This is a genomic window from Bradyrhizobium nanningense, from assembly GCF_004114535.1.
In the GTDB taxonomy this organism is placed as follows: Bacteria; Pseudomonadota; Alphaproteobacteria; order Rhizobiales; family Xanthobacteraceae; genus Bradyrhizobium; species Bradyrhizobium nanningense.
In genome coordinates this window covers 144776-164831 of record NZ_LBJC01000014.1, presented here as the reverse complement: position 1 = coordinate 164831, position 20056 = coordinate 144776, and the positions used below count along the sequence as shown (strand labels likewise).

The following is a 20056-nucleotide window of genomic DNA, read 5'->3' as shown; positions in this document are numbered from 1 at the left end:
TTGCCCGGAGAGAGGCCCCTCACCCCGCCCTCTCCCCGCAAGAGCGGGGCGAGGGAGAAGAAAGCATCACAGCCCCAGCACCGCCTTGGCGATGATGTTGCGCTGGATCTCATTGGAGCCGCCGTAGATCGAAACCTTGCGGTTGTTGAAGTAGCTCGGCGCGATCTGGGCGGTCCAGTCCATGGCTTCGTTCGAGCCGTCGTCGCCGTGCACGTCGTAGGGCGCTGCGAACGGACCGATCACTTCCATGAGCAGCTCGGTGGTGGTCTGCTGGATCTCGGACCCCTTGATCTTCAGCACCGAGGAGGCCGGATTGGGCTTGCCCTTGCCGTGCTTGCCTTCGTCGGCGACGACGCGGAGCTGGGTCAGCTCGAGTGCCTTCAGCTCGATCTCGCAGGCCGCCAGCTTCTCGCGGAACGCCGCGTCCTGGATGATGGGCTTGCCGGCGGATTCGACCTTGCCGGCGAGATCGCGGATGCGGCGCAGCCGCTCCTTGGAGACGCCGACCCGCGCGATCCCGGTGCGCTCGTTGCCGAGCAGGAATTTTGCGTAATCCCAGCCCTTGTTCTCCTCGCCGATCAAATTCTCGATCGGCACCTCGACGTCGTCGAAGAAGACCTCGTTGACCTCATGGCCGCCGTCGATGGTCTGGATCGGACGCACGGTGACGCCCTTCGACTTCATCGAGAACACGATGAAGGAGATGCCCATCTGCTTCTTGGCATTGTTGTCGGTGCGGCAGAGGCAGAAGATCATGTCGGCGTGCTGCGCCAGCGTGGTCCAGGTCTTCTGGCCGTTGATGATCCACTTGTCGCCCCGGCGCTCGGCCTTGGTCTTGAGCGAGGCAAGGTCGGAGCCGGAGCCTGGCTCGGAGAAGCCCTGGCACCACCAATCGTCGACATTGGCAATGCGCGGCAGGTACTGCTTCTTCTGCTCCTCGTTGCCGAAGGTGTAGATGACCGGGCCGACCATGCTGACGCCGAAAGCGAGCGGCTGCGGCGCCGGATAGGATTGCAGCTCCTCGTTGAAGATGTAGTGCTGCACGGAGGTCCAGCCGGTGCCGCCATATTGCTTGGGCCAGTGGCTGACGCCCCAGCCCTTCTTGTTGAGGATGCGCCACCACGTCACCATCTCGTCCTTCGAGAGGTGACGGCCCTCGATCATCTTGCGCCGCGTATCCGGCGGCACGTTGTCGCGGAAGAACTGCCGTACTTCCTCGCGAAACGCCTGCTCTTCTTTCGTGAATGCGAGATCCATCGGATCCTCCTGTGAGCTTCCCTTGTCGTCCCGGCCTAGTGCGCAATTGCGCACGGGCGCCGGGGCCTATAACCACCGGCCTTCGTTTTGCGAAGGCCATTACCATTTACGTTTCACACTCATGCTGCGGAGTATGGGTTCCGAATCGGCGCTCCGCTTCGCTGCGCTTGTCCGGGACGACAGCAATTACTGCAACACCTCGAACAAACCCGCCGCGCCCATGCCGCCGCCGACGCACATGGTGACGACCGCATATTTGGCCTTGCGGCGGCGGCCTTCGATCAAAGCGTGGCCGGTGAGGCGCGCGCCCGACATGCCGTAGGGATGGCCGACCGCAATCGCGCCGCCGTCGACGTTGATCTTGTCGGGGTCGATGCCGAGCTTATCGCGGCAATACAGCACCTGCACCGCGAAGGCCTCATTGAGCTCCCACAGGCCGATGTCGTCGACGGTGAGGCCGTGGCGCTTGAGAAGGCGCGGCACGGCGAAGACCGGGCCAACGCCCATCTCGTCGGGCTCGCAGCCGGCCGAGACGAAGCCGCGGAAGATGCCGAGCGGCTTGAGGCCGCGCTTGGAAGCTTCCTTGTCGCTCATGATCACGCAGGCGCTGGCGCCGTCCGAGAGCTGGCTGGCATTGCCGGCGGTGACCGAAAAACCTTCGCCGCGCACGGGCTTGAGGCCGGCAAGGCCTTCGGCCGTGGTCTCGGGGCGCGGGCCCTCGTCCTGCGACAGCGTCACGTCCTTCATCGACACCGCACCGGTGGCCTTGTCGGTGACCGCCATCTGGGTCGTGATCGGCGCGATCTCCTCCTTGAACTTGCCGCCCTGCTGGGCAGCGGCCGTGCGGCGCTGGCTCTCCAGAGAATATTCGTCCTGCTTCTCGCGCGAGATGCCGTAGCGCTTGGCGACGATTTCGGCCGTGTCGATCATGGGCATGTAGACCTCGCCCTTGATCTTGAGCAGCGCCGGATCCTGGGCGTGGAAACCGTTCATCTTGTCGTTCTGCACGAGGCTGATCGACTCGCCGCCGCCGCCGACCGCGATCTCGACGCCATCGAAGATCACCGAGCGCGCGGCGAGCGCGATCGCCTGCAGGCCCGAGGCACACTGCCGGTCGATGGTGGTGCCGGCGACGGTGACGGGAAGGCCGGCGCGCAGCAGCGCCTTGCGCGCGATGTTGCCGCCGGTCGCGCCCTGCTGCAGCGCTGCGCCCATCACGACGTCCTCGATCTCCTTGGGATCGACTTTCGCGCGCGCGACGGCTTCGCCGACGGCATGGCCCAGAAGGGTCGCGCCCTCGGTGGCATTGAGCGCGCCGCGATAGGCCTTGCCGATCGGGGTGCGGGCGGTGGAAACGATGACGGCGTCGGTCAAGAACGACCTCCTGATGCGTGTTGAACGGATTGTGACGGTTTCTGCTGCTGGCGCAATTCGTGGCGCGACAATTTTCCGACCGGCGTGCGCGGCAAATCGTCGACGAACTCGACCGCGGCCGGCAATTCGTGCTTGCCGACCTTCCCGGCAAGCTGCGCGCGCAGCTCGTCGAGCGAGAACGGCTTTGCGTGGGGCTTCAGCTTGATGAAGGCTTTGGCGGCCTCGCCTCGATACTGATCGGGAATGCCGAGCACGATCACCTCGTGCACGCCTGGAATGGTGTAAATCGCCTGCTCGATCATCTGCGGATAGACGTTGAAGCCGCCGGAGATGATCATGTCCTTCTTGCGGTCGACCAGGAAGAAATAGCCGTCGGTGTCGACATAGCCGATGTCGCCGGTGAGGAAGCGGCCGTCGACGAAGGCGTCGGTGGATCTTTCCGGCTTGTTCCAATAGCCCTTGGTGACGTTCGGGCCCTTGATGCGGATCTCGCCGACTTCGCCCGGCGCAAGCACGCGTTTCGGATCGTCCAGTGCGACGACGTCGAGCTCGATGCCGGGCAGCATCAGGCCGATCGAGCCGGGCTTTTCCGGCCCCGTGGGCGGATGGCCGGTGCCGGGCGAGCAGGTCTCGGTCATGCCCCAGCCGCTCTTCAGCTTCTTGCCGACCTTGCGCTCGAAGAAGCTCGCGATCTCCACCGGCAGCGGCGCGCCGCCGGAGCCGATAGAGGCGAGCGAGGAGAAGTCGCGCTTGTCGAGGTCAGGAAGCGCCGCGATCGCGATCCACATCGTCGGCACGCCCGGAAAATACGTCGCGCGCTTGACCTCGATATCGCGCATCACGGCTTCGACGTCGAAGCGCTGATGGATCGAGATCAGATTGCCGCGGCTGAGCGAGGACAACAGCACCACGGTGAGCGCGTAGATGTGGAACAGCGGCAGCACGCAGATCACGCGCTCGATCACGTCGCCGCGCGCCGCGCGTCCCGGCTTGCCCCAGACGTCGTAGATCGATACCGCCGAGGTGAGATTGCCGTGGGTCAGCATGGCGCCCTTGGGCAGGCCGGTGGTGCCGCCGGTATATTGCAGCAGCGCGACGTCGTCGGCCGTCACGGACGGCCATTGCGCGGGCACCGTCGCGCCTTCGACGAAGGCCTTGAAGGTGACGATGCGGGGATCATCGGGGATCGCCGCCTGCGGCGTGCCGACCTTGCCCCAAGCGTCGTCCTCGCAGACGACGAGGCGGTCGATCAGTCCCTTGTCCAGGAATTTGAGCGCGGTCGGCAGCAAGGCCTGGAGGTTCGAGGTGACGAGCAGGCGCGAGCTGGAATCGGAGACCTTGTGCGTCAGCGCGATCTCGCCGTCGAGCGGCGACAGATGCGCGACGCGGGCGCCGGCTTTCAGCGCGCCGAAGAAATTGACGGGATGGTCGGGCGTGTTGCCGAGGAACAGCGCGATGGATGTGCCCTTGCCGCAGCCGGCGCGGAGAAACGCCGCGGCGGCGCGCTCGGCCATCGCGGCAAGATCGGTGTAGGTGATCGGGCGATCGCGAAACTCCAGCGCGGTGCGCGGGCCGTAATCGGCGACAGCCTTCGACAACAAATCGGGCAGCGTGCCCTGGGCGATGGGGTCGTCCCAATGCACGCCGTCGGGGTAAAACTGTTCGCCGGGATGGGTCATAGCTTCCTTGAAACTACGCAGACCGTCATTCCGGGGCGGCTCGAAGAGCCGAACCCGGAATGACTGAGAGTTGGAGCGCAAAGCCCCATCACGCCGCTTTCGACGCCGCGAGCGAGGCGAACGTCTTGCCTTCGGCGGCGAGCTTCTTCAGCAGCGGCGCGGGCTCGAGGCTGGGGTCGTTGGTCTCCTTGGCGTAGAAGGCCAGGCGATCGGCGATGTGCTTGAGGCCGACGCTGTCGGCCCAGAACATCGGCCCGCCGCGGTAGATCGGCCAGCCATAGCCGTAGAGCCAGACCACGTCGATGTCGGACGGGCGTGCCGCGATGCCCTCCTCGAGGATCTTCGCGCCCTCGTTGATCATCGGATACATCATGCGCTCGAGGATTTCCTCGTCGCTGACGACGCGCTTCTTGCGGCCGAGGCGCAGCAGCGTCTCGTCGATCAGCTTCTCGACATCAGGGTCGGGCAGCGGCGCACGGCTGCCGGCCTCATACTTGTAGTAGCCCTTGCCGGTCTTCTGGCCGAAGCGGCCGGCTTCGCACAGCGCGTCCGCGATCTCCGACTTGATGCCGCGGTCTTTGCGCGAGCGCCAGCCGATGTCGAGGCCGGCGAGGTCGCCCATCGCGAACGGCCCCATCGGCATGCCGAATTTTGTCACCACGGCATCGACCTGCTGGGGCAAAGCGCCCTCGAACAGCAGCTTCTCGGACTGCTTGCCACGCTGGGCGAGCATGCGGTTGCCGACAAAACCGTCGCAGACGCCGACCACGGCCGGTACCTTGGCGATCTTGCGTGCGATGGTGACAGCCGTCACGAGAGCGTCCGGCGCGGTCTTGTCGGCGCGCACGATCTCGCACAGCTTCATGACGTTGGCCGGCGAGAAGAAGTGCATGCCGAGCACGTCCTGCGGACGCTTGGTCGACTTCGCGATCTCGTCAATGTTGAGGTAGGAGGTGTTGGAGGCGAGCACGGCGCCTTGCTTGGCATACTGGTCGAGCTTGCCGAACACTTCCTTTTTCACCGCCATGGTCTCGAACACGGCTTCGATGACGAGGTCGGCATCGCCAACATTCTCGATGCCGACGACGCCGTTGATCAGCGCCATCCGTTTGGCGGGCGCGTCTGCCGGGATGCCGCCGCGCGCCGCGGTCGCTTCCCAGTTCTTCTGCATGACGCCCATGCCGCGCTTGAGCTGCTCCTCGCCGGTCTCGATCAGGGTGACGGGGATGCCGGCATTGGCAAAGGACATCGCGATGCCGCCGCCCATAGTGCCGGCGCCGAGAATGGCGACGCGGTTCACGGGACGCGACTTGGTGCCCTCAGGAACGCCCGCGATCTTGGCGGCTTCGCGCTCGGCGAAGAAGGCGTAACGCTGCGCCTTGGACTGGTCGCTGGCGACGAGCTTCAGGAAGCCCTCGCGCTCCTTCTTGAGGCCTTCGTCGAAAGGTAGGTCAATGGCGTAGCCCACCGCGTCGGCGGCGGCGAACGGCGCCTCCAGGCCGCGCGACTTCTTGGTCATGGCGGCGACCGCATTGGTAAAGATGGAGCGGTCGGCCTTGGCGGCCGCGATCTTGGAATCGTCGTCGCGCAGACGCCGCAGCGGACGCTTCTCGGCCAGCAGTTTTCGCACGAAGGCTTCGCCGCCCGATGCCGGTCCCTCGATGATCTCCTCGATCAGGCCGTTCTTCAGCGCTTCCGCCGCACCGATGGGATCGCCGCCGACGATCATCTTGACCGCGAGCTCAGGACCAACCGCGCGCGGCAGGCGCTGGGTGCCGCCGGCGCCCGGCAGCAGGCCGAGCTTCACCTCGGGCAGGCCGAGCTTGGCCTCTTTCACCGCGGCGCGGAAATGACAGGCGAGTGCAACCTCGAGGCCGCCGCCGAGCGCCGTGCCGTGAATCGCGGCAACCACCGGCTTCGGCGAGTTCTCGATCTCGGACAGCACGTCGTTGAGGGCCGGCGGCTTCGGCGGCTTGCCGAATTCGGTGATGTCGGCGCCGGCGATGAAGGTGCGGCCGGCACAGGTCAGCACGATGCCCTTGATGGCGGGATCGGCGACCGCGGCCTTGATGCACTCCAGGATACCACCGCGGACCGCGGCACTCAGCGCGTTGACCGGAGGGCTGTCGACCGTGACGATCCCGACCTCGTCATGACGCTCAAGCTTGACCACTTCGCTCACGGTGTTCCCTCCTTGGTGGGGATTAACTTTTGTTCGATTTCGCGGTGCGGAATTTAATTCCGCATCTTGACGGCAGGGTTATTTTGAAGCACGTGGCTTGTCAACGACTCCGCGCAAGAAGCAGATCAGGGATGAAGCGTACAGGAAAGAAGACCGCGACCGATCGGAATTTCGTCGTCGCGCTTTCCCGCGGACTGGACGTATTGCGAGCATTCCACCCCAATGACGGCCTTCTCGGCAATCAGGAGATTGCGGCTCGCACCAACCTGCCGAAGCCGACGGTGTCGCGACTGACTTACACGCTGACCAAGCTGGGTTATCTTGCGCCGGTTCCCCGCTTCGAGAAGTACCAGCTCACGCCCGCCGCGATGTCGCTCGGCTACGCCGCGCTCGCCAATCTCGGCGTTCGGCATTTGTCCGAGCCGTTCCGCGAGGACGTGATGCGCGCGACCGGCGGCGCCGTCGCCGTCGGCGGCCGCGACCGTCACAGCATGATCTATTTCGGGCAAAGCCGCGGCAGCGAGACGGTCGGCGTTCAACTTGACGTCGGCTCCCGCGTGCCGATTGCAACCAGTGCGATGGGCCGCGCCTATTTCTGGGCGCTCGACGACGCCGACCGTACGGAGTTGTCGCGTCTGTTGCGCGAACATTACGGCAGCCGTTGGCCAAAGATGCGCGATGGGTTGGAACGTTCCGGCGAGACCGTCGCGAAATACGGCTTTGCGATTTCGGTCGGCGACTGGCACGACGATATCGGCGCCGCCGGCGTCGCGCTCAAGCTCAACGACGGAACCGGACCTTACGCATTCAATTGCGGCGCGCCCGCATTCCGTTTCACGGAAGAGCGTTTGATCAACGACATTGGACCGCGTCTCTTGGCGATGGTAAGGAACATCGAAGCGGCGCTCGGGGGTCTGATGCCGCATTCCAAAAAAGACGTCAGCAAAAAGCTGAAATCAGGAGGGAAAGTTGCGCGTTTGGCCGAGGGGATCAGATAGCCTTTGTCATCGTCGGGAGCGGTTCGCATCGCCCCTGCGCTCACCGAACGACGTGAGCGAGACGAGATGACGCAGGCACAGCTCGCGCGGGGGACATCGCCCCTGCTCGCGGTTCGCGACGTCAGCGTCGTGTTCGGCGGCATTGTCGCGCTCAACGGTGTGTCCTTCGACATGCACAAGGGCCAGATCCTCGGCTTGATCGGCCCCAACGGCGCCGGCAAGACTACGCTGTTCAACTGTCTGTCGCGGCTCTATCAGCCCTCGTCCGGCGACATCCTGATGGAAGGCGCAAGCATCCTGACGCGGCCGCCGCACCGGATCGCCGAGATCGGCATCGGCCGCACCTTCCAGAACGTGGCGCTGTTTCCGAACCTCTCGGTGATGGACAATGTCCGCGTCGGAACACACGCCCGGACCTCCAGCGACATCATCAGCGACTCGCTGCGCCTCGCCTGGGTCCGCCGCAGCGAGACCGACGTCAACAAGAAGGTGCACGAGATCCTCGCCTATCTCGACCTCGAGGACGTCGCCCATACCACCGTCTCCGGCCTGCCGTTCGGCACGCAGAAGCGCGTCGAGCTGGCACGCGCGCTCGCGGCCGATCCGAAGATCCTGCTGCTGGATGAGCCCGCCGGCGGCCTCAATCACGAGGAAGTCCACGTGCTCGGCGACCTCATCCGCCGCATCCGCGACGAGCGCCATATGACCGTGCTGCTGGTCGAGCACCACATGGGCCTCGTGATGTCGATCGCCGACCACGTGGTCGCGCTGAACTTCGGCAAGAAGCTCGCGGAAGGCACGCCCGCCCAAGTGCAGGCGGACCCCGACGTCATCAAGGCCTATCTCGGGAGCAAGGATCAATGACGACACTGCTCAACGTCAAGGACCTGCGCGCCTATTACGGCCAGGTCCAGGCGCTCCATGGCCTGTCCTTCTCCCTCAACGAAGGCTCGCTGACCACGCTTTTGGGCGCCAACGGCGCCGGCAAGACCACCACGCTGCGCGCGATCTGCAACATGGTGCGCTCGACCGGCGGCATCGAGTTCGACGGCAAGCCGCTGAACAACCGGTCCACCGAGAGCATCGTGCGATTCGGCATCGCCCATGTGCCGCAGGGCCGCGGCACCTTCACCACCATGACGGTGGAGGAAAATCTCCAGCTCGGGGCCATCACCCGCAAGGACAGCGCCGGCATCGTCTCCGACATCGAGCGGATGTATGCGCATTTCCCGGTGCTGAAGCAGCGCCACACCCAGCAGGCCGGCACGCTCTCCGGCGGCGAGCAGCAGATGCTCGCGGTCGCCCGCGCCCTGATGCTGCGACCGCGGCTGATGCTGCTGGACGAGCCGTCCTTCGGACTCGCGCCGCTGGTGGTGCGCGACCTGTTCGGCATTCTCGGCAAGATCAACCGCGAGGACAAGGTGTCGATCCTGGTGGTCGAGCAGAACGCCCAGCTCGCGCTCGAGCTCGCCGACCAGGCCTATGTGATCGAGACCGGCCGCATCGTGATGTCGGGCAACGCCAAGGACATCGCGAACAACGAAGAAATCCGCAAATCCTATCTGGGTTACTGAGGGAGCCGGGACAAATGGAGCTTTTCACCAACCAGGTCCTGGCTGGGATCGCCACCGGCGCCATTTACGCCTGCATGGCGCTGGCCGTGGTGATGATCTACCAGGCCATCGACCATCTCAACTTCGCGCAAGGCGAGATGGCGATGTTCTCGACCTTCATCTCCTGGCAGCTGATGCAATGGGGCTTGTCCTATTGGGCCGCCTTCATCATCACGCTGGCATTCTCCTTCGTCGCCGGCATCGCGATCGAGCGCATCCTGTTCAAGCCGCTGGCAAAAGCGCCGGTGCTGACCAACGTCGCCGGCTTCATTGCGTTGTTCGCGATCATCAACTCCTCGGCCGGCCTGATCTGGGACTTCACCATCAAGCAATATCCGACCCCGTTCGGCTCCTCGCCGTTCCTGGGCAGCCAGCTGATCTCGACCCACCAGGCCGGCATGATCGGCGTCACCGTGCTGCTGCTGCTCGGCCTCTACTTCTTCTTCCAGTACACGCGGATCGGGCTTGCGATGCGCGCCGCCGCCTCGGTGCCTGAATCGGCCCGCCTGGTCGGCATCAACACCAGCTGGATGATCGCGCTCGGCTGGGGCATGGCGACCGCGATCGGCTCGATCGCCGGCATGCTGATCGCACCGGTGGTGTTCCTGGAGCCCAACATGATGGGCGGCGTGCTGATCTACGGCTTTGCCGCAGCCGTGCTCGGCGGATTGTCGAGCCCGTTCGGCGCCGTGGTCGGCGGCTTCCTGGTCGGCATCTTCGAGAATCTCGCCGGCACCTACATCCCCGGCGTCGGCAACGAGCTGAAACTTCCGATCGCGCTCGCGCTGATCATCTCCGTCCTGGTCGTCAAGCCCGCTGGCCTGTTCGGCCGGCACATCGTCAAGCGAGTTTGATCATGAGCGCTGCAGAAGAAGTCGTTGCAGAAGGCCACGAGGCGGTCGAGGCGGTTCCGAAGCGGGCCATGACGCTGGGCACGGGCACCTCGCTGCTGGTGTTGGCGGTGCTGTTGCTGGTGCCGGTGTTCGTCAAGAACTTCATCATCTTCCAGATGACGATGCTCCTGATCTACGGGCTTGCCGTGCTGGCGCTGAACATCCTGACGGGCGGCTCCGGCCAGTTCTCGCTCGGCCAGAGCGCGTTCTACGCCGTCGGCGCCTATACGTCAGCAGTGCTGATGGAGTACTTCAACGTCAATTACGCGCTGACGATTCCGATTTCCGCGACGGTCTGCTTCGGCTTCGGTTACCTGTTCGGCAAGCCGGCACTGCGATTGTCGGGCGTCTATCTCGCGCTCGCGACCTTCGCGCTCGCCACCGCGATGCCGCAGCTGTTGAAGCTGAACTTCCTCGAACACTGGACCGGCGGCGTGCAGGGCCTCGTCGTCACCAAGCCGGACGCGCCGTTCGGCCTGCCGATGTCGCAGGACATGTGGCTGTATTATTTCACGCTCATCGTCACGCTCGCGATCTACATCTTCTCGGTCAACCTGCTGCGCTCGCGCTCCGGCCGCGCCTTCATGGCGATCCGCGACAACGAGATCGCGGCCTCCTCGATGGGGGTCAACGTCGCTTTGTACAAGACGCTGGCCTTCGGCGTGTCCGCCGGCATCACCGGCGTTGCCGGCTCGCTTGGCGCCATCGCGGTGCAGTTCGTGGCGCCCGACAGCTACACCATCACGCTGGCGATCTCGCTGTTCCTCGGCATGGTGGTCGGCGGCGTCGGCTGGCTGCCCGGCTCGTTCGTCGGAGCGGCCTTCATCATCTTCGTGCCGAACATGGCGGAAAGCATCTCCAAAGGTCTTTCCGGCGCGGTGTTCGGCGTGCTGCTATTCCTCGTCATCTATCTCGTGCCACACGGCGCAAGGCAGATCGCGATCATGGGCCAGCAATTCGCCGCCAAGCTCAGAAGAAACTGAAACTCTCAAAGACTGCTGTTTAACCAAGGAGACCGAATTGTATTTTGGAAGAACACTGCGAGCCGCCGCGCTGGTCACGGCAACGGCGGCCATCACTCTCACCTCCGGCGCTGCACTCGCCCAAAAGAAATACGACACCGGCGCTTCCGATACCGAGATCAAGATCGGCAACATCATGCCGTACAGCGGTCCGGCGTCGGCCTATGGCATCATCGGCAAGACCGAAGAAGCCTATTTCAAGATGATCAACGACAAGGGCGGCATCAACGGCCGCAAGGTCAACTTCGTCACCTATGACGACGGTTATTCGCCGCCGAAGGCCGTCGAGCAGGTCCGCAAGCTGGTCGAGAGCGACGAGGTTCTGGCCGTCTTCAATCCGCTCGGTACGCCCTCGAACAGCGCGATCCAGAAGTACCTCAACGCCAAGAAGATCCCGCAACTGTTCGTCGCCACCGGCGCCACCAAGTGGAACGATCCGAAGAACTTCCCCTGGACCATCGGCTGGCAACCCTCCTACCAGAGCGAAGCGCAGATCTACGCCAAATGGCTGATGAAGGAGAAGCCCGACGCCAAGGTCGCGATCCTCTATCAGAACGACGATTTCGGCAAAGACTACCTCAAGGGCACCAAGGACGGCCTCGGCGCCAAGGCCTCGTCCATGATCATCATGGAAGAGAGCTATGAGGTGTCCGAGCCCTCGATCGACGGCCACATCGTCAAGATCAAGGCGGCCAATCCCGACGTGCTCCTGATCTACGCCACGCCGAAATTCGCGGCCCAGACCATCAAGAAGACCGCCGAGCTCAGCTGGAAGCCGTTGCAGATCCTCACCAACGTGTCGATCTCGGTCGGCAGCGTGATGAAGCCGGCCGGCTTCGAAAACGCCCAGGGCGTGTTGTCGGCGGCCTATGCCAAGGACTCCACCGATCCGCAATGGGCCAACGATCCCGGCATGAAGAAGTGGAACGAGTTCGTCGACAAGTACATGCCCGGGGCCGACAAGTCCGACACCAGCATGGTCTACGGCTACGGCGCTGCGTCGACCCTCGCCAAGGTGCTGGAGATGTGCGGGGACGATCTCACCCGCGCCAACATCATGAAGCAGGCCGCCAGCCTGAAGGACTTTGCGCCGGATACCCTGCTGCCCGGCGTCAAGATCAACACCGGCCCCACCGACTTCGCCCCGATCGCCCAGCTCCAGATGCAGCGCTTCAAAGGCGAGAAGTGGGAACTGTTCGGTGAGATCATCAGCGGCGACATCGCCTCCGAGTGACCCGCTGACGCAAAAGTCCGACCCTCGAGAAGCCCCTGCGAGCGATCGCGGGGGCTTTTTGTTGACGGCAGGCGTCAATCTTGTTCAATGCGGCGCCGATCCAACTCGGGGTGGGAGAATGATGACTGCCGTTCGATGTCAGGTTGCGGCGCTTCTGGCCGCGGTCGCGTTGTGCACTGCGATGGACAGCCCGGCACTGGCGCAGGCGAAATACGACAGCGGCGCTTCCGATACTGAGATCAGAATAGGCAACATCATGCCCTATAGCGGCCCGGCCTCGGCCTACGCCGCGATCGGCAAGGCCGAAGAAGCCTATTTCAACAAGATCAATGCCGAAGGCGGCGTCAACGGCCGCAAGATCACGTTCATTTCCTATGATGACGCCTATTCGCCGCCGAAGACGGTGGAGCAGGCGCGCAAGCTGGTCGAGAGCGACGGGGTGCTCTTGATCTTCGGCTCGCTCGGCACCTCCACCAACAGCGCCATCCGCAAATACATGAACGAGAAGAAGGTGCCGCAATTGTTCGTCGCGAGCGGCGCCTCGAAGTGGAACGATCCCAAGCAATATCCCTGGACCATGGGCTGGCAGCCGAGCTACGCGAGCGAGGCGCGCATCTATGCCAAGTACATCACGAAGGAGAAGCCGGACGGAAAGATCGGCGTGCTCTACCAGAACGACGATTTCGGCAAGGACTATCTGAAGGGGCTGAAGGACGGCCTCGGCGCCAAAGCCTCGATGATCGTGCTACAGGAGGCCTACGACACCTCCGAGCCCGCGATCGACGAGCACATCGTGAAGCTGAAGGCCTCGGGCGCCGACGTCTTCATCAGCATCACCACCCCGAAGTTCGCCGCGCAGGCGATCAAGAAGGCGGCAGAGATCAACTGGCATCCGGTCTACATCGTCTCCAACGTCTCGGCCTCCGTCGGCGGCGTGATCGAGCCGGCCGGCCTCGAGATCTCCCAGGGCATCCTGTCGGCGAGCTACCTCAAGGACGGCTCCGATCCGCAGTGGAATGCCGATGACGGCATGAAGAAGTTCTATGACTTCCTCGCGCAATACGATCCCAAGGCCAACAAGCTCGATGCCGGTGTCGTGTTCGGCTACGCCGCCGCACAGACGATGGTGAAGGTGCTGCAGATGTGCGGCGACGATCTCACCCGCGAGAACGTCATGAAGCAGGCAGCTTCCTTGAAGGATTTCGAGCCCGACACGCTGCTGCCCGGCATCAAGATCAACACCGCGCCGGACAATTTCGCCCCGATCGAGCAGCTGCAAATGATGCGCTTCAAGGGCCGGAAATGGGAGTTGTTCGGCGACGTCATCTCCAGCGAGATCGGGCATTGAAGCCAGGCAAAGGCGCAATTGAAAATTGCGTCTGCTTGATAAGACAATTTACGCGTGGGTGAGCGGCGACGCGCTTGATCTCGCGCGCCGGAATATTCCGCATCCCCTCGAAAAAGAAGCAGCTCGCCGCGATCGCGCCGGCTGGGCGTTCTCCTTGCTGGGCGCCTGAGAAGGGTATTCAATGCGTGCCGGAGCGGCGCGCAATGATCGCTCCCAACAAGAACAATCGACACATTCAAACCGAGCTAGGGAGAGCAAGATGCCTGCAATGCATGTGCGATTGGGGGCCTTCTCGGCCGCCCTCGTGCTGGCTGCCACCCTGTCCACGGCAGCGTTCGCGCAGAAGAAATACGACACTGGCGCGTCCGACACCGAAATCAAGATCGGCAACATCATGCCTTACAGCGGCCCCGCGTCCGCTTACGGCGTGATCGGCAAGACCGAGGAGGCGTATTTCCGCAAGATCAATGCGGAAGGCGGCATCAACGGCCGCAAGATCAACTTCATCAGCTATGACGATGCCTACTCGCCGCCGAAGACGGTGGAGCAGGCGCGCAAGCTTGTGGAGAGCGACGAGGTGCTGCTGATCTTCAACTCCCTCGGGACACCGCCCAACTCGGCAATCCAGAAATACATGAATTCGAAGAAAGTGCCGCAATTGTTCGTCGCCACAGGTGCCACCAAGTGGAACGACCCGAAGGAATTTCCCTGGACCATGGGCTGGCAGCCCAACTACCAGAGCGAAGCGCAAATCTATGCCAAGTACATGCTGAAGAACCACCCGGACTCCAAGATCGCCGTGCTCTATCAGAACGACGACTATGGCAAGGACTATCTCAAGGGCTTCAAGGATGGACTTGGCGCCAAAGGTTCCTCGATGATCGTGATCGAGGAAAGCTACGAAGTCTCCGAACCGACGATCGATTCCCATATCGTCAAGATGAAGTCGACGGGCGCCGACGTGTTCTTCAACATCACGACACCGAAATTCGCGGCCCAGGCGATCAAGAAGAACGCCGAGGTCGGCTGGAAGCCACTGCACTTCCTCAACAACGTGTCGGCATCGATCGGCAGCGTGATCAAGCCCGCAGGTTTCGAGAACGCGCAGGACATCATCTCCTCGCAATATTTCAAGGATCCGACTGATCCGCAATGGACGAACGATCCGAGCATGAAGGCCTGGAATGAATTCCTGGACAAGTACTATCCCGAGGCGAACCGCGCGGACGCCTCCGTCATGTACGGCTACATCGTCGCACAGGGACTGGTACATGTGCTGAAGGCTTGCGGCGACGATCTGACCCGCGCGAACGTGATGAAGCAGGCCGCGAGTATGAGAGATTTCGAACCCCACGGACTGCTTCCAGGAGTCAAGGTAAACACAAGCCCTACCGACTTCGCGCCGCTCTCGCAGCTGCGGCTGGAACGATTCAAGGGTGAAACCTGGGAGCTTTTCGGCGACGTCATCAGTGGCGACGTCGGCGGATGAGGGTCCATCATCGCGCATGACTACTAAAGAAGTAGCCCCTGCGACACGGTTGCAGGGGCTTTTCCTTGAAGGTTCCGGCCAAATCGGGTTCAATCCCGATCGCGTCGGCAAGAAGAGCGACACAAGAACAAGGACGCGCACATCAAGAAAAATAGGGAGATAGGAATGCCTGCTGTCACCAGCAAACTTGCGGCCGCATCGATTGCGCTCGCAGTTTTCGCGGCCTCGACGAGTGCCGCTCTTGCCCAGAAAAAATACGATACCGGCGCGACCGATACCGAGATCAAGGTCGGCAACATCATGCCCTACAGCGGACCGGCCTCCGCCTACGGCATCATCGGGCGGACCGAGGCCGCCTATTTCAAGAAGATCAACGAAGAGGGCGGCATCAACGGCCGCAAGATCAATTTCATCAGCTACGACGACGCCTATTCGCCACCGAAGACGGTGGAGCAGGCGCGCAAGCTGGTCGAGAGCGACGAGGTGCTGCTGATCTTCAATTCGCTCGGCACCCCGCCGAACTCGGCGATCCAGAAGTACATGAACTCGAAGAAGGTCCCGCAGCTGTTCGTCGCCACCGGCGCCACCAAGTGGAACGATCCGAAGGACTTTCCGTGGACCATGGGCTGGCAGCCCAACTATCAGAGCGAAACGCAGATCTACGCGAAGTACATCCTGAAGGAGATGCCGAACGCGAAGATCGCCGTCCTGTTTCAGAATGACGATTACGGCAAGGATTATCTCAAGGGCCTGAAGGACGGTCTCGGCTCGAAGGCCGCGAGCATGATCGTGGCCGAGGAGAGCTACGAGACGTCGGAGCCGACCATTGACAACCACATCGTCAAGCTGAAGGCGACCGGCGCCGACATCTTCGTCAACATCACCACGCCGAAATTCGCGGCGCAGGCGATCAAGAAGAATGCCGAGATCGGCTGGAAGCCGACTCACTTCCTCAACAACGTCTCGGCTTCCGTCGGCAGCGTCATCAAGCCGGCAGGCTTCGAGAACGCACAAGGCATCATCTCGGCGGCCTATCTGAAAGACACCACCGACAGGCAATGGGCCAATGATGCCGGCATGAAGGGCTTCCTCGACTTCATGGCGAAGTACTTTCCCGAAGGCGACAAGACCGACAACGGCACGATCGTCGGCTACGGCGTGGCCCAGACGCTGGTCCAGGTGCTCAAGAATTGCGGCGACGACCTCACACGCGCGAACGTCATGAAGCAGGCGGCCAGCCTGAAGGACTTCCGCACCGAGGTGCTGCTGCCCGGCATCAAGATCAACACGTCGCCGACCGATTTCGCACCGATCAGCTCACTGCAGCTGCAGCGCTTCAAGGGCGAGCGGTGGGAGCTGTTCGGCGACGTGATCAACGCCGAAGCCGGCGGCTAACCGTCTCAAGCAAGAAACCAGCCCCCTGCGACCCCGTCGCAGGGGGCTTTTGCTTGCCCGCCGATTATGATCACGCGATTGCACAATCGAATGACGGCAAAGCCGGCTTACGCTTTGGCGCCCGATGCGGTAGGCAGGTGAACGGCGGCCTTGGCCGCCAGTCTCATGTCTGCCGAAGGCCATCGTCATGACCGACCGACGTCCCCTGCTCCGTGCGCTCTACGACGCCGCCGTCGCCGCCGCCCATCCCAATGTGGTGCTGGCGCCGCACCTGCCGCCCGCGCCCAAGGGACGCGTGATCTGCCTTGCCGCCGGCAAGGGCGCGGGTGCCATGGCCGCGGCCGCCGAGCGGCACTATCTCGACACGCTCCACCTCGCACCGGAACGCATCGTCGGCATCGCCACCACGCGTCACGGCTACGGCGTGCCGACGCGCCGCATCCGCGTGGTCGAAGCCGGGCATCCCGTTCCGGACGAGGCCGGCCTGAAGGGCGCCGCCGACACGCTCGCGCTCTCAGGCGAGGCCGGGCCGGACGATCTGCTCCTGGTGCTGCTCACCGGCGGCGGCTCGGCCAACTGGATCGCGCCGAGCGAGGGCATCAGCTTCGCGCAGAAGCAGGCGGTCAACAAGGCGCTGCTGCGCTCGGGCGCGCCGATCGGCGAGATGAATACCGTCAGGAAACATCTGTCGCGGATCAAGGGCGGCCGGCTGGCACGCGCCGGCAGGAATGCCGCCGAGATCGTGACGCTCGCGATCTCGGATGTGCCGCATGACGATCCTTCCGCAATCGCCTCCGGTCCGACCGTACCCGATCCGACCACGCTGGCTGATGCGCGCGCCATCGTCGCGAAATACAAGCTCGACATCGACGATGCCGTTCGCCACGCGCTCGACGATCCCCGCAACGAAAGCTGCAAGCCCGATGATGCCGCCTTCGCCCGCGCGCATTTCGAACTGATCGCGCGGCCCAAGCAGTCGCTCGACGCCGCGGTGAAGCTCGCGCGCGAATCCGGCTACGAGACGATCGACCTCGGCGCCGACCTCGAAGGCGAAGCGCGCGAGGTCGCGGCCGCGCACGCCCGGCTGGCGCTGGATGCGCGCGCGCAGGGCAAGCGCCTCGCCATCCTCTCCGGCGGCGAGCTCACGGTGACCGTGCGCGGCCAGGGGCGCGGCGGCCCGAACCAGGAATACGCGCTGGCGCTCGCCAGCCTGCTCAAGGACACGCCGGACATTTCGGCGCTGGCGGGCGACACCGACGGTGCCGACGGCGGTGCCGGCACCCCGACCGACCCCGCCGGTGCGCTGATCGACGCGGCGACGTTCGCGAAGATGAAGGCGCTAGCGCTGCAGCCGCAGGCCTATCTCGACAACAACGACGCCACGACGTTCTTCGAGGCGACCGGCGACCTGCTGCTGCCGGGCCCGACGCTGACGAACGTCAATGACATCAGAGTGATCCTGGTCGATTAGAGCCCGCCCTGTTCGACGCGGTCGCGGCTTGGCCCGACATGACGGAGTCTGCGCGGATTACCGTTCGCCGCCGACGTGCTCCAGCAGCGCGAGCAGCCCCTTCAACAAGTCCGTCGGTGACGGCGGGCAGCCCTTGATGTGCAGATCCACCGGAACGGTCTCGGATACGCCGCCGACGCAGGCGTAGCTGTCCCTGAAAATACCGCCATCGATCGCACAACCGCCGACCGCGACGACCCATTTCGGATCTGGCGTCGCGTTGTAAGTCCGCTCCAGCGCTTCTCGCATGTTCTTCGTCACGGGACCCGTGACCAGCAGCACGTCGGCATGACGTGGCGAGGCGACGAGACGCAGGCCGAAACGTTCGACGTCATAAAAGGCGTTGGAAAGCGCATGGATCTCCAGTTCGCAGCCATTACAGGATCCGGCGTCGACCTCACGAATGGCAAGAGAACGCCCAAGCCGGGCCTGGGCAGCACGGTCGACCTTCGCTGCAAGCTCGGCCAGCGCGGAACCGTCCGGCGCCGGAGCGGGCTCCGTCAGCGAACCATGGGTGAGGCTTTCGAGCAGGGTCTTGCGCATGGCTTAGAGGTCCACGCCCGAATAGGAACAGTTGAACGACTTATTGCAGAGCGGAAAGTCGGCAATGATGTTGCCTTCGATCGCGGCTTCCAGCAGCGGCCACTGGAACCACGACGCGTCGCGCAGGTGGCAGCGTTCGACGCGCAATTCGCCATCGAGCCGCAGCCACACCAGAACGTCGCCGCGGAAGGCCTCGGTGAGCGCCATGCCTTCACGGGCAGCGCCGCCGGTCCCGGCTGGCAGCGCGGTTTCGAGCCCGCCCGGCCCAAGCTGGTCGAGAATCTGCTCGATCAACGCGACGCTCTGCTCGATCTCGCGAATTCGGATCCAGACCCGCGCATTCACGTCACCGGCCTGCAGGACCGGCACCTCGAACGATAGCGCTTCGTAAGGCATGTAGGCCAGCGCCCGCCGCGCGTCAAAATCGCGGCCCGAGGCGCGGCCGACATAGCCGCCGGCACCAAATTGACGCGCATATTCCGCCTTCACGATGCCTGTGGTGACGGTGCGGTCCTGCAAGGACGCCGTATTGTCATAGAGCTCGATCAAGCGCGGAAAGACCTTGCGTAGCTCCGCGAGCAGCGCGCGGAGCGCGGACACGCCGTCCGGCGCAATGTCACGCGTCACGCCACCGGGCATGATGACGTCCATCATCAGGCGATGGCCGAATGCGACGTCCGCAGCGCGCAAACAACGCTCACGCAAAATGCCGGTCTGGGCATGCATCAGCGCGAACGAGGCGTCGTTGCAGATGGCCCCGATGTCGCCCAAATGATTGGCGAGCCGCTCCAGCTCCGCCATCAGCGCTCGCAAGAGCGTCGCTCGCCTCGGCGCCTGGATCTGCAGGGCTGCTTCCACGGCACACGCAAAGGCGAAGGCATAGGCGACGGTGCTGTCGCCGGAAGTGCGGCTGGCGAGCTTTGCCGCGGCCTCGAGGCTCGCACCCTGCATCAGCGACTCGATGCCCTTGTGGGTGTAGCCGAACCGCTGCTCCAGCCGCACCACGTGTTCGCCATTGGCGGTGAAGCGGAAATGGCCGGGCTCGATGATCCCGGCATGGACCGGGCCGACCGCCACCTGGTGCAGCGCCTCGCCCTCGGCCGGCAGAAATTGATATGGCCGCACCTCGCGCGATGCGTTGCGGCCGGAGAGCGGATGGGATTGGCCCCAGGCATTGTGGTCGAGCCATGGCCGCAGATCGTCCGCGCCGGTCGGAACAAGCCCGAACAGATCATGGATGGTCCGTTCCAGCCGAAGCGCCGGCGGATGGCGGTTGGCGACGCTTGGAAATGTGCCGGCCGGACACTCGTAGGTGACGACTGCGATCGCGGCTGAGCCTCCATCGAGCATCGCCATATGCACCGCGGTCGGCTCGCCCCAGAAGCCGAGCAGTGTGAGGCCCCCCTCGACGAGCCGATCGATCGCTGCCTGCCAGCCCGCCTCCGTCACGACGGCGCGCGGCCAGGGCCGGTGCGACGACACCGCATTGACGTGGGGGATGCTGTCGAGGATGCCCATC

General features: G+C 63.8%; 17 protein-coding genes. 11 read left to right on the top strand and 6 right to left on the bottom strand.

Going from position 1 to position 20056, the window contains the following annotated elements:
* Nucleotides 1–66: 66 nt before the first annotated feature.
* The 4 genes from pimC to XH84_RS08760 form a co-directional block, all read right to left on the bottom strand.
* Nucleotides 67–1257, bottom strand: a complete 1191-nt coding sequence (gene pimC / locus XH84_RS08775; RefSeq protein ID WP_128922203.1) for a pimeloyl-CoA dehydrogenase large subunit — start codon at nucleotides 1255–1257, stop codon at nucleotides 67–69.
* A 186-nt stretch (nucleotides 1258–1443) separates the two neighbouring features.
* Nucleotides 1444–2631, bottom strand: coding sequence for an acetyl-CoA C-acyltransferase (locus XH84_RS08770; RefSeq protein WP_128922204.1), 1188 nt, complete (start codon nucleotides 2629–2631; stop codon nucleotides 1444–1446).
* Nucleotides 2628–4310 carry a dicarboxylate--CoA ligase PimA gene (gene pimA, locus XH84_RS08765; RefSeq protein WP_128922205.1) on the bottom strand — a complete coding sequence of 561 codons (1683 nt, stop codon included), beginning with the start codon at nucleotides 4308–4310 and terminating at the stop codon, nucleotides 2628–2630. The genes XH84_RS08770 and pimA overlap by 4 nt, the downstream gene beginning before the upstream one ends.
* A gap of 88 nt (nucleotides 4311–4398) precedes the next feature.
* Nucleotides 4399–6492, bottom strand: a complete 2094-nt coding sequence (locus XH84_RS08760) for a 3-hydroxyacyl-CoA dehydrogenase NAD-binding domain-containing protein (RefSeq protein WP_128922206.1) — start codon at nucleotides 6490–6492, stop codon at nucleotides 4399–4401.
* A 131-nt stretch (nucleotides 6493–6623) separates the two neighbouring features.
* Between XH84_RS08760 and XH84_RS08755 the strand changes: the two genes are divergently transcribed.
* The 11 genes from XH84_RS08755 to XH84_RS08710 all read left to right on the top strand — a co-directional run bounded on the left by XH84_RS08755 (nucleotide 6624) and on the right by XH84_RS08710 (nucleotide 17955).
* Nucleotides 6624–7490 (top strand): IclR family transcriptional regulator, encoded by an 867-nt coding sequence (locus XH84_RS08755; RefSeq protein ID WP_164936606.1) that lies wholly within the window; start codon nucleotides 6624–6626, stop codon nucleotides 7488–7490.
* 66 nt (nucleotides 7491–7556) lie between these two features.
* Nucleotides 7557–8354, top strand: coding sequence for an ABC transporter ATP-binding protein (locus XH84_RS08750; protein WP_128922208.1), 798 nt, complete (start codon nucleotides 7557–7559; stop codon nucleotides 8352–8354).
* Nucleotides 8351–9064: an ABC transporter ATP-binding protein gene (locus XH84_RS08745; protein ID WP_008135694.1), complete on the top strand. Its 714-nt coding sequence runs from the start codon at nucleotides 8351–8353 to the stop codon at nucleotides 9062–9064. Before XH84_RS08750 ends, XH84_RS08745 begins: the two co-directional genes overlap by 4 nt.
* A 14-nt stretch (nucleotides 9065–9078) precedes the next feature.
* Nucleotides 9079–9957, top strand: coding sequence for a branched-chain amino acid ABC transporter permease (locus XH84_RS08740; RefSeq protein ID WP_128922209.1), 879 nt, complete (start codon nucleotides 9079–9081; stop codon nucleotides 9955–9957).
* A gap of 2 nt (nucleotides 9958–9959) precedes the next feature.
* Nucleotides 9960–10979 (top strand): branched-chain amino acid ABC transporter permease, encoded by a 1020-nt coding sequence (locus XH84_RS08735; protein ID WP_128922210.1) that lies wholly within the window; start codon nucleotides 9960–9962, stop codon nucleotides 10977–10979.
* 37 nt (nucleotides 10980–11016) lie between these two features.
* Nucleotides 11017–12252, top strand: a complete 1236-nt coding sequence (locus tag XH84_RS08730; protein WP_164936607.1) for an ABC transporter substrate-binding protein — start codon at nucleotides 11017–11019, stop codon at nucleotides 12250–12252.
* Between the two features lie 121 nt (nucleotides 12253–12373).
* Nucleotides 12374–13600: an ABC transporter substrate-binding protein gene (locus XH84_RS08725; protein WP_128922341.1), complete on the top strand. Its 1227-nt coding sequence runs from the start codon at nucleotides 12374–12376 to the stop codon at nucleotides 13598–13600.
* Between the two features lie 25 nt (nucleotides 13601–13625).
* Complete coding sequence (locus XH84_RS39595) at nucleotides 13626–13769, top strand: hypothetical protein (protein WP_164936608.1); 144 nt, start codon at nucleotides 13626–13628, stop codon at nucleotides 13767–13769.
* 90 nt (nucleotides 13770–13859) lie between these two features.
* The gene (locus tag XH84_RS08720; RefSeq protein WP_128922211.1) at nucleotides 13860–15089 is read left to right on the top strand and encodes an ABC transporter substrate-binding protein; all 1230 of its coding nucleotides are present in this window, start codon (nucleotides 13860–13862) and stop codon (nucleotides 15087–15089) included.
* Nucleotides 15090–15254: 165 nt separating this feature from the next.
* Nucleotides 15255–16484 (top strand): ABC transporter substrate-binding protein, encoded by a 1230-nt coding sequence (locus tag XH84_RS08715; protein WP_128922212.1) that lies wholly within the window; start codon nucleotides 15255–15257, stop codon nucleotides 16482–16484.
* Nucleotides 16485–16671: 187 nt separating this feature from the next.
* On the top strand, nucleotides 16672–17955 hold the full coding sequence (locus XH84_RS08710) for a glycerate kinase type-2 family protein (RefSeq protein WP_128922213.1): 1284 nt from the start codon (nucleotides 16672–16674) through the stop codon (nucleotides 17953–17955).
* Between the two features lie 57 nt (nucleotides 17956–18012).
* Here XH84_RS08710 and XH84_RS08705 read toward each other — a convergent pair whose 3' ends face one another.
* On the bottom strand, nucleotides 18013–18537 hold the full coding sequence (locus tag XH84_RS08705) for an NADH-quinone oxidoreductase subunit B family protein (RefSeq protein ID WP_128922214.1): 525 nt from the start codon (nucleotides 18535–18537) through the stop codon (nucleotides 18013–18015).
* A 3-nt stretch (nucleotides 18538–18540) separates the two neighbouring features.
* Nucleotides 18541–20055: a hydrogenase large subunit gene (locus tag XH84_RS08700; RefSeq protein ID WP_128922215.1), complete on the bottom strand. Its 1515-nt coding sequence runs from the start codon at nucleotides 20053–20055 to the stop codon at nucleotides 18541–18543.
* Nucleotide 20056: the final 1 nt, after the last annotated feature.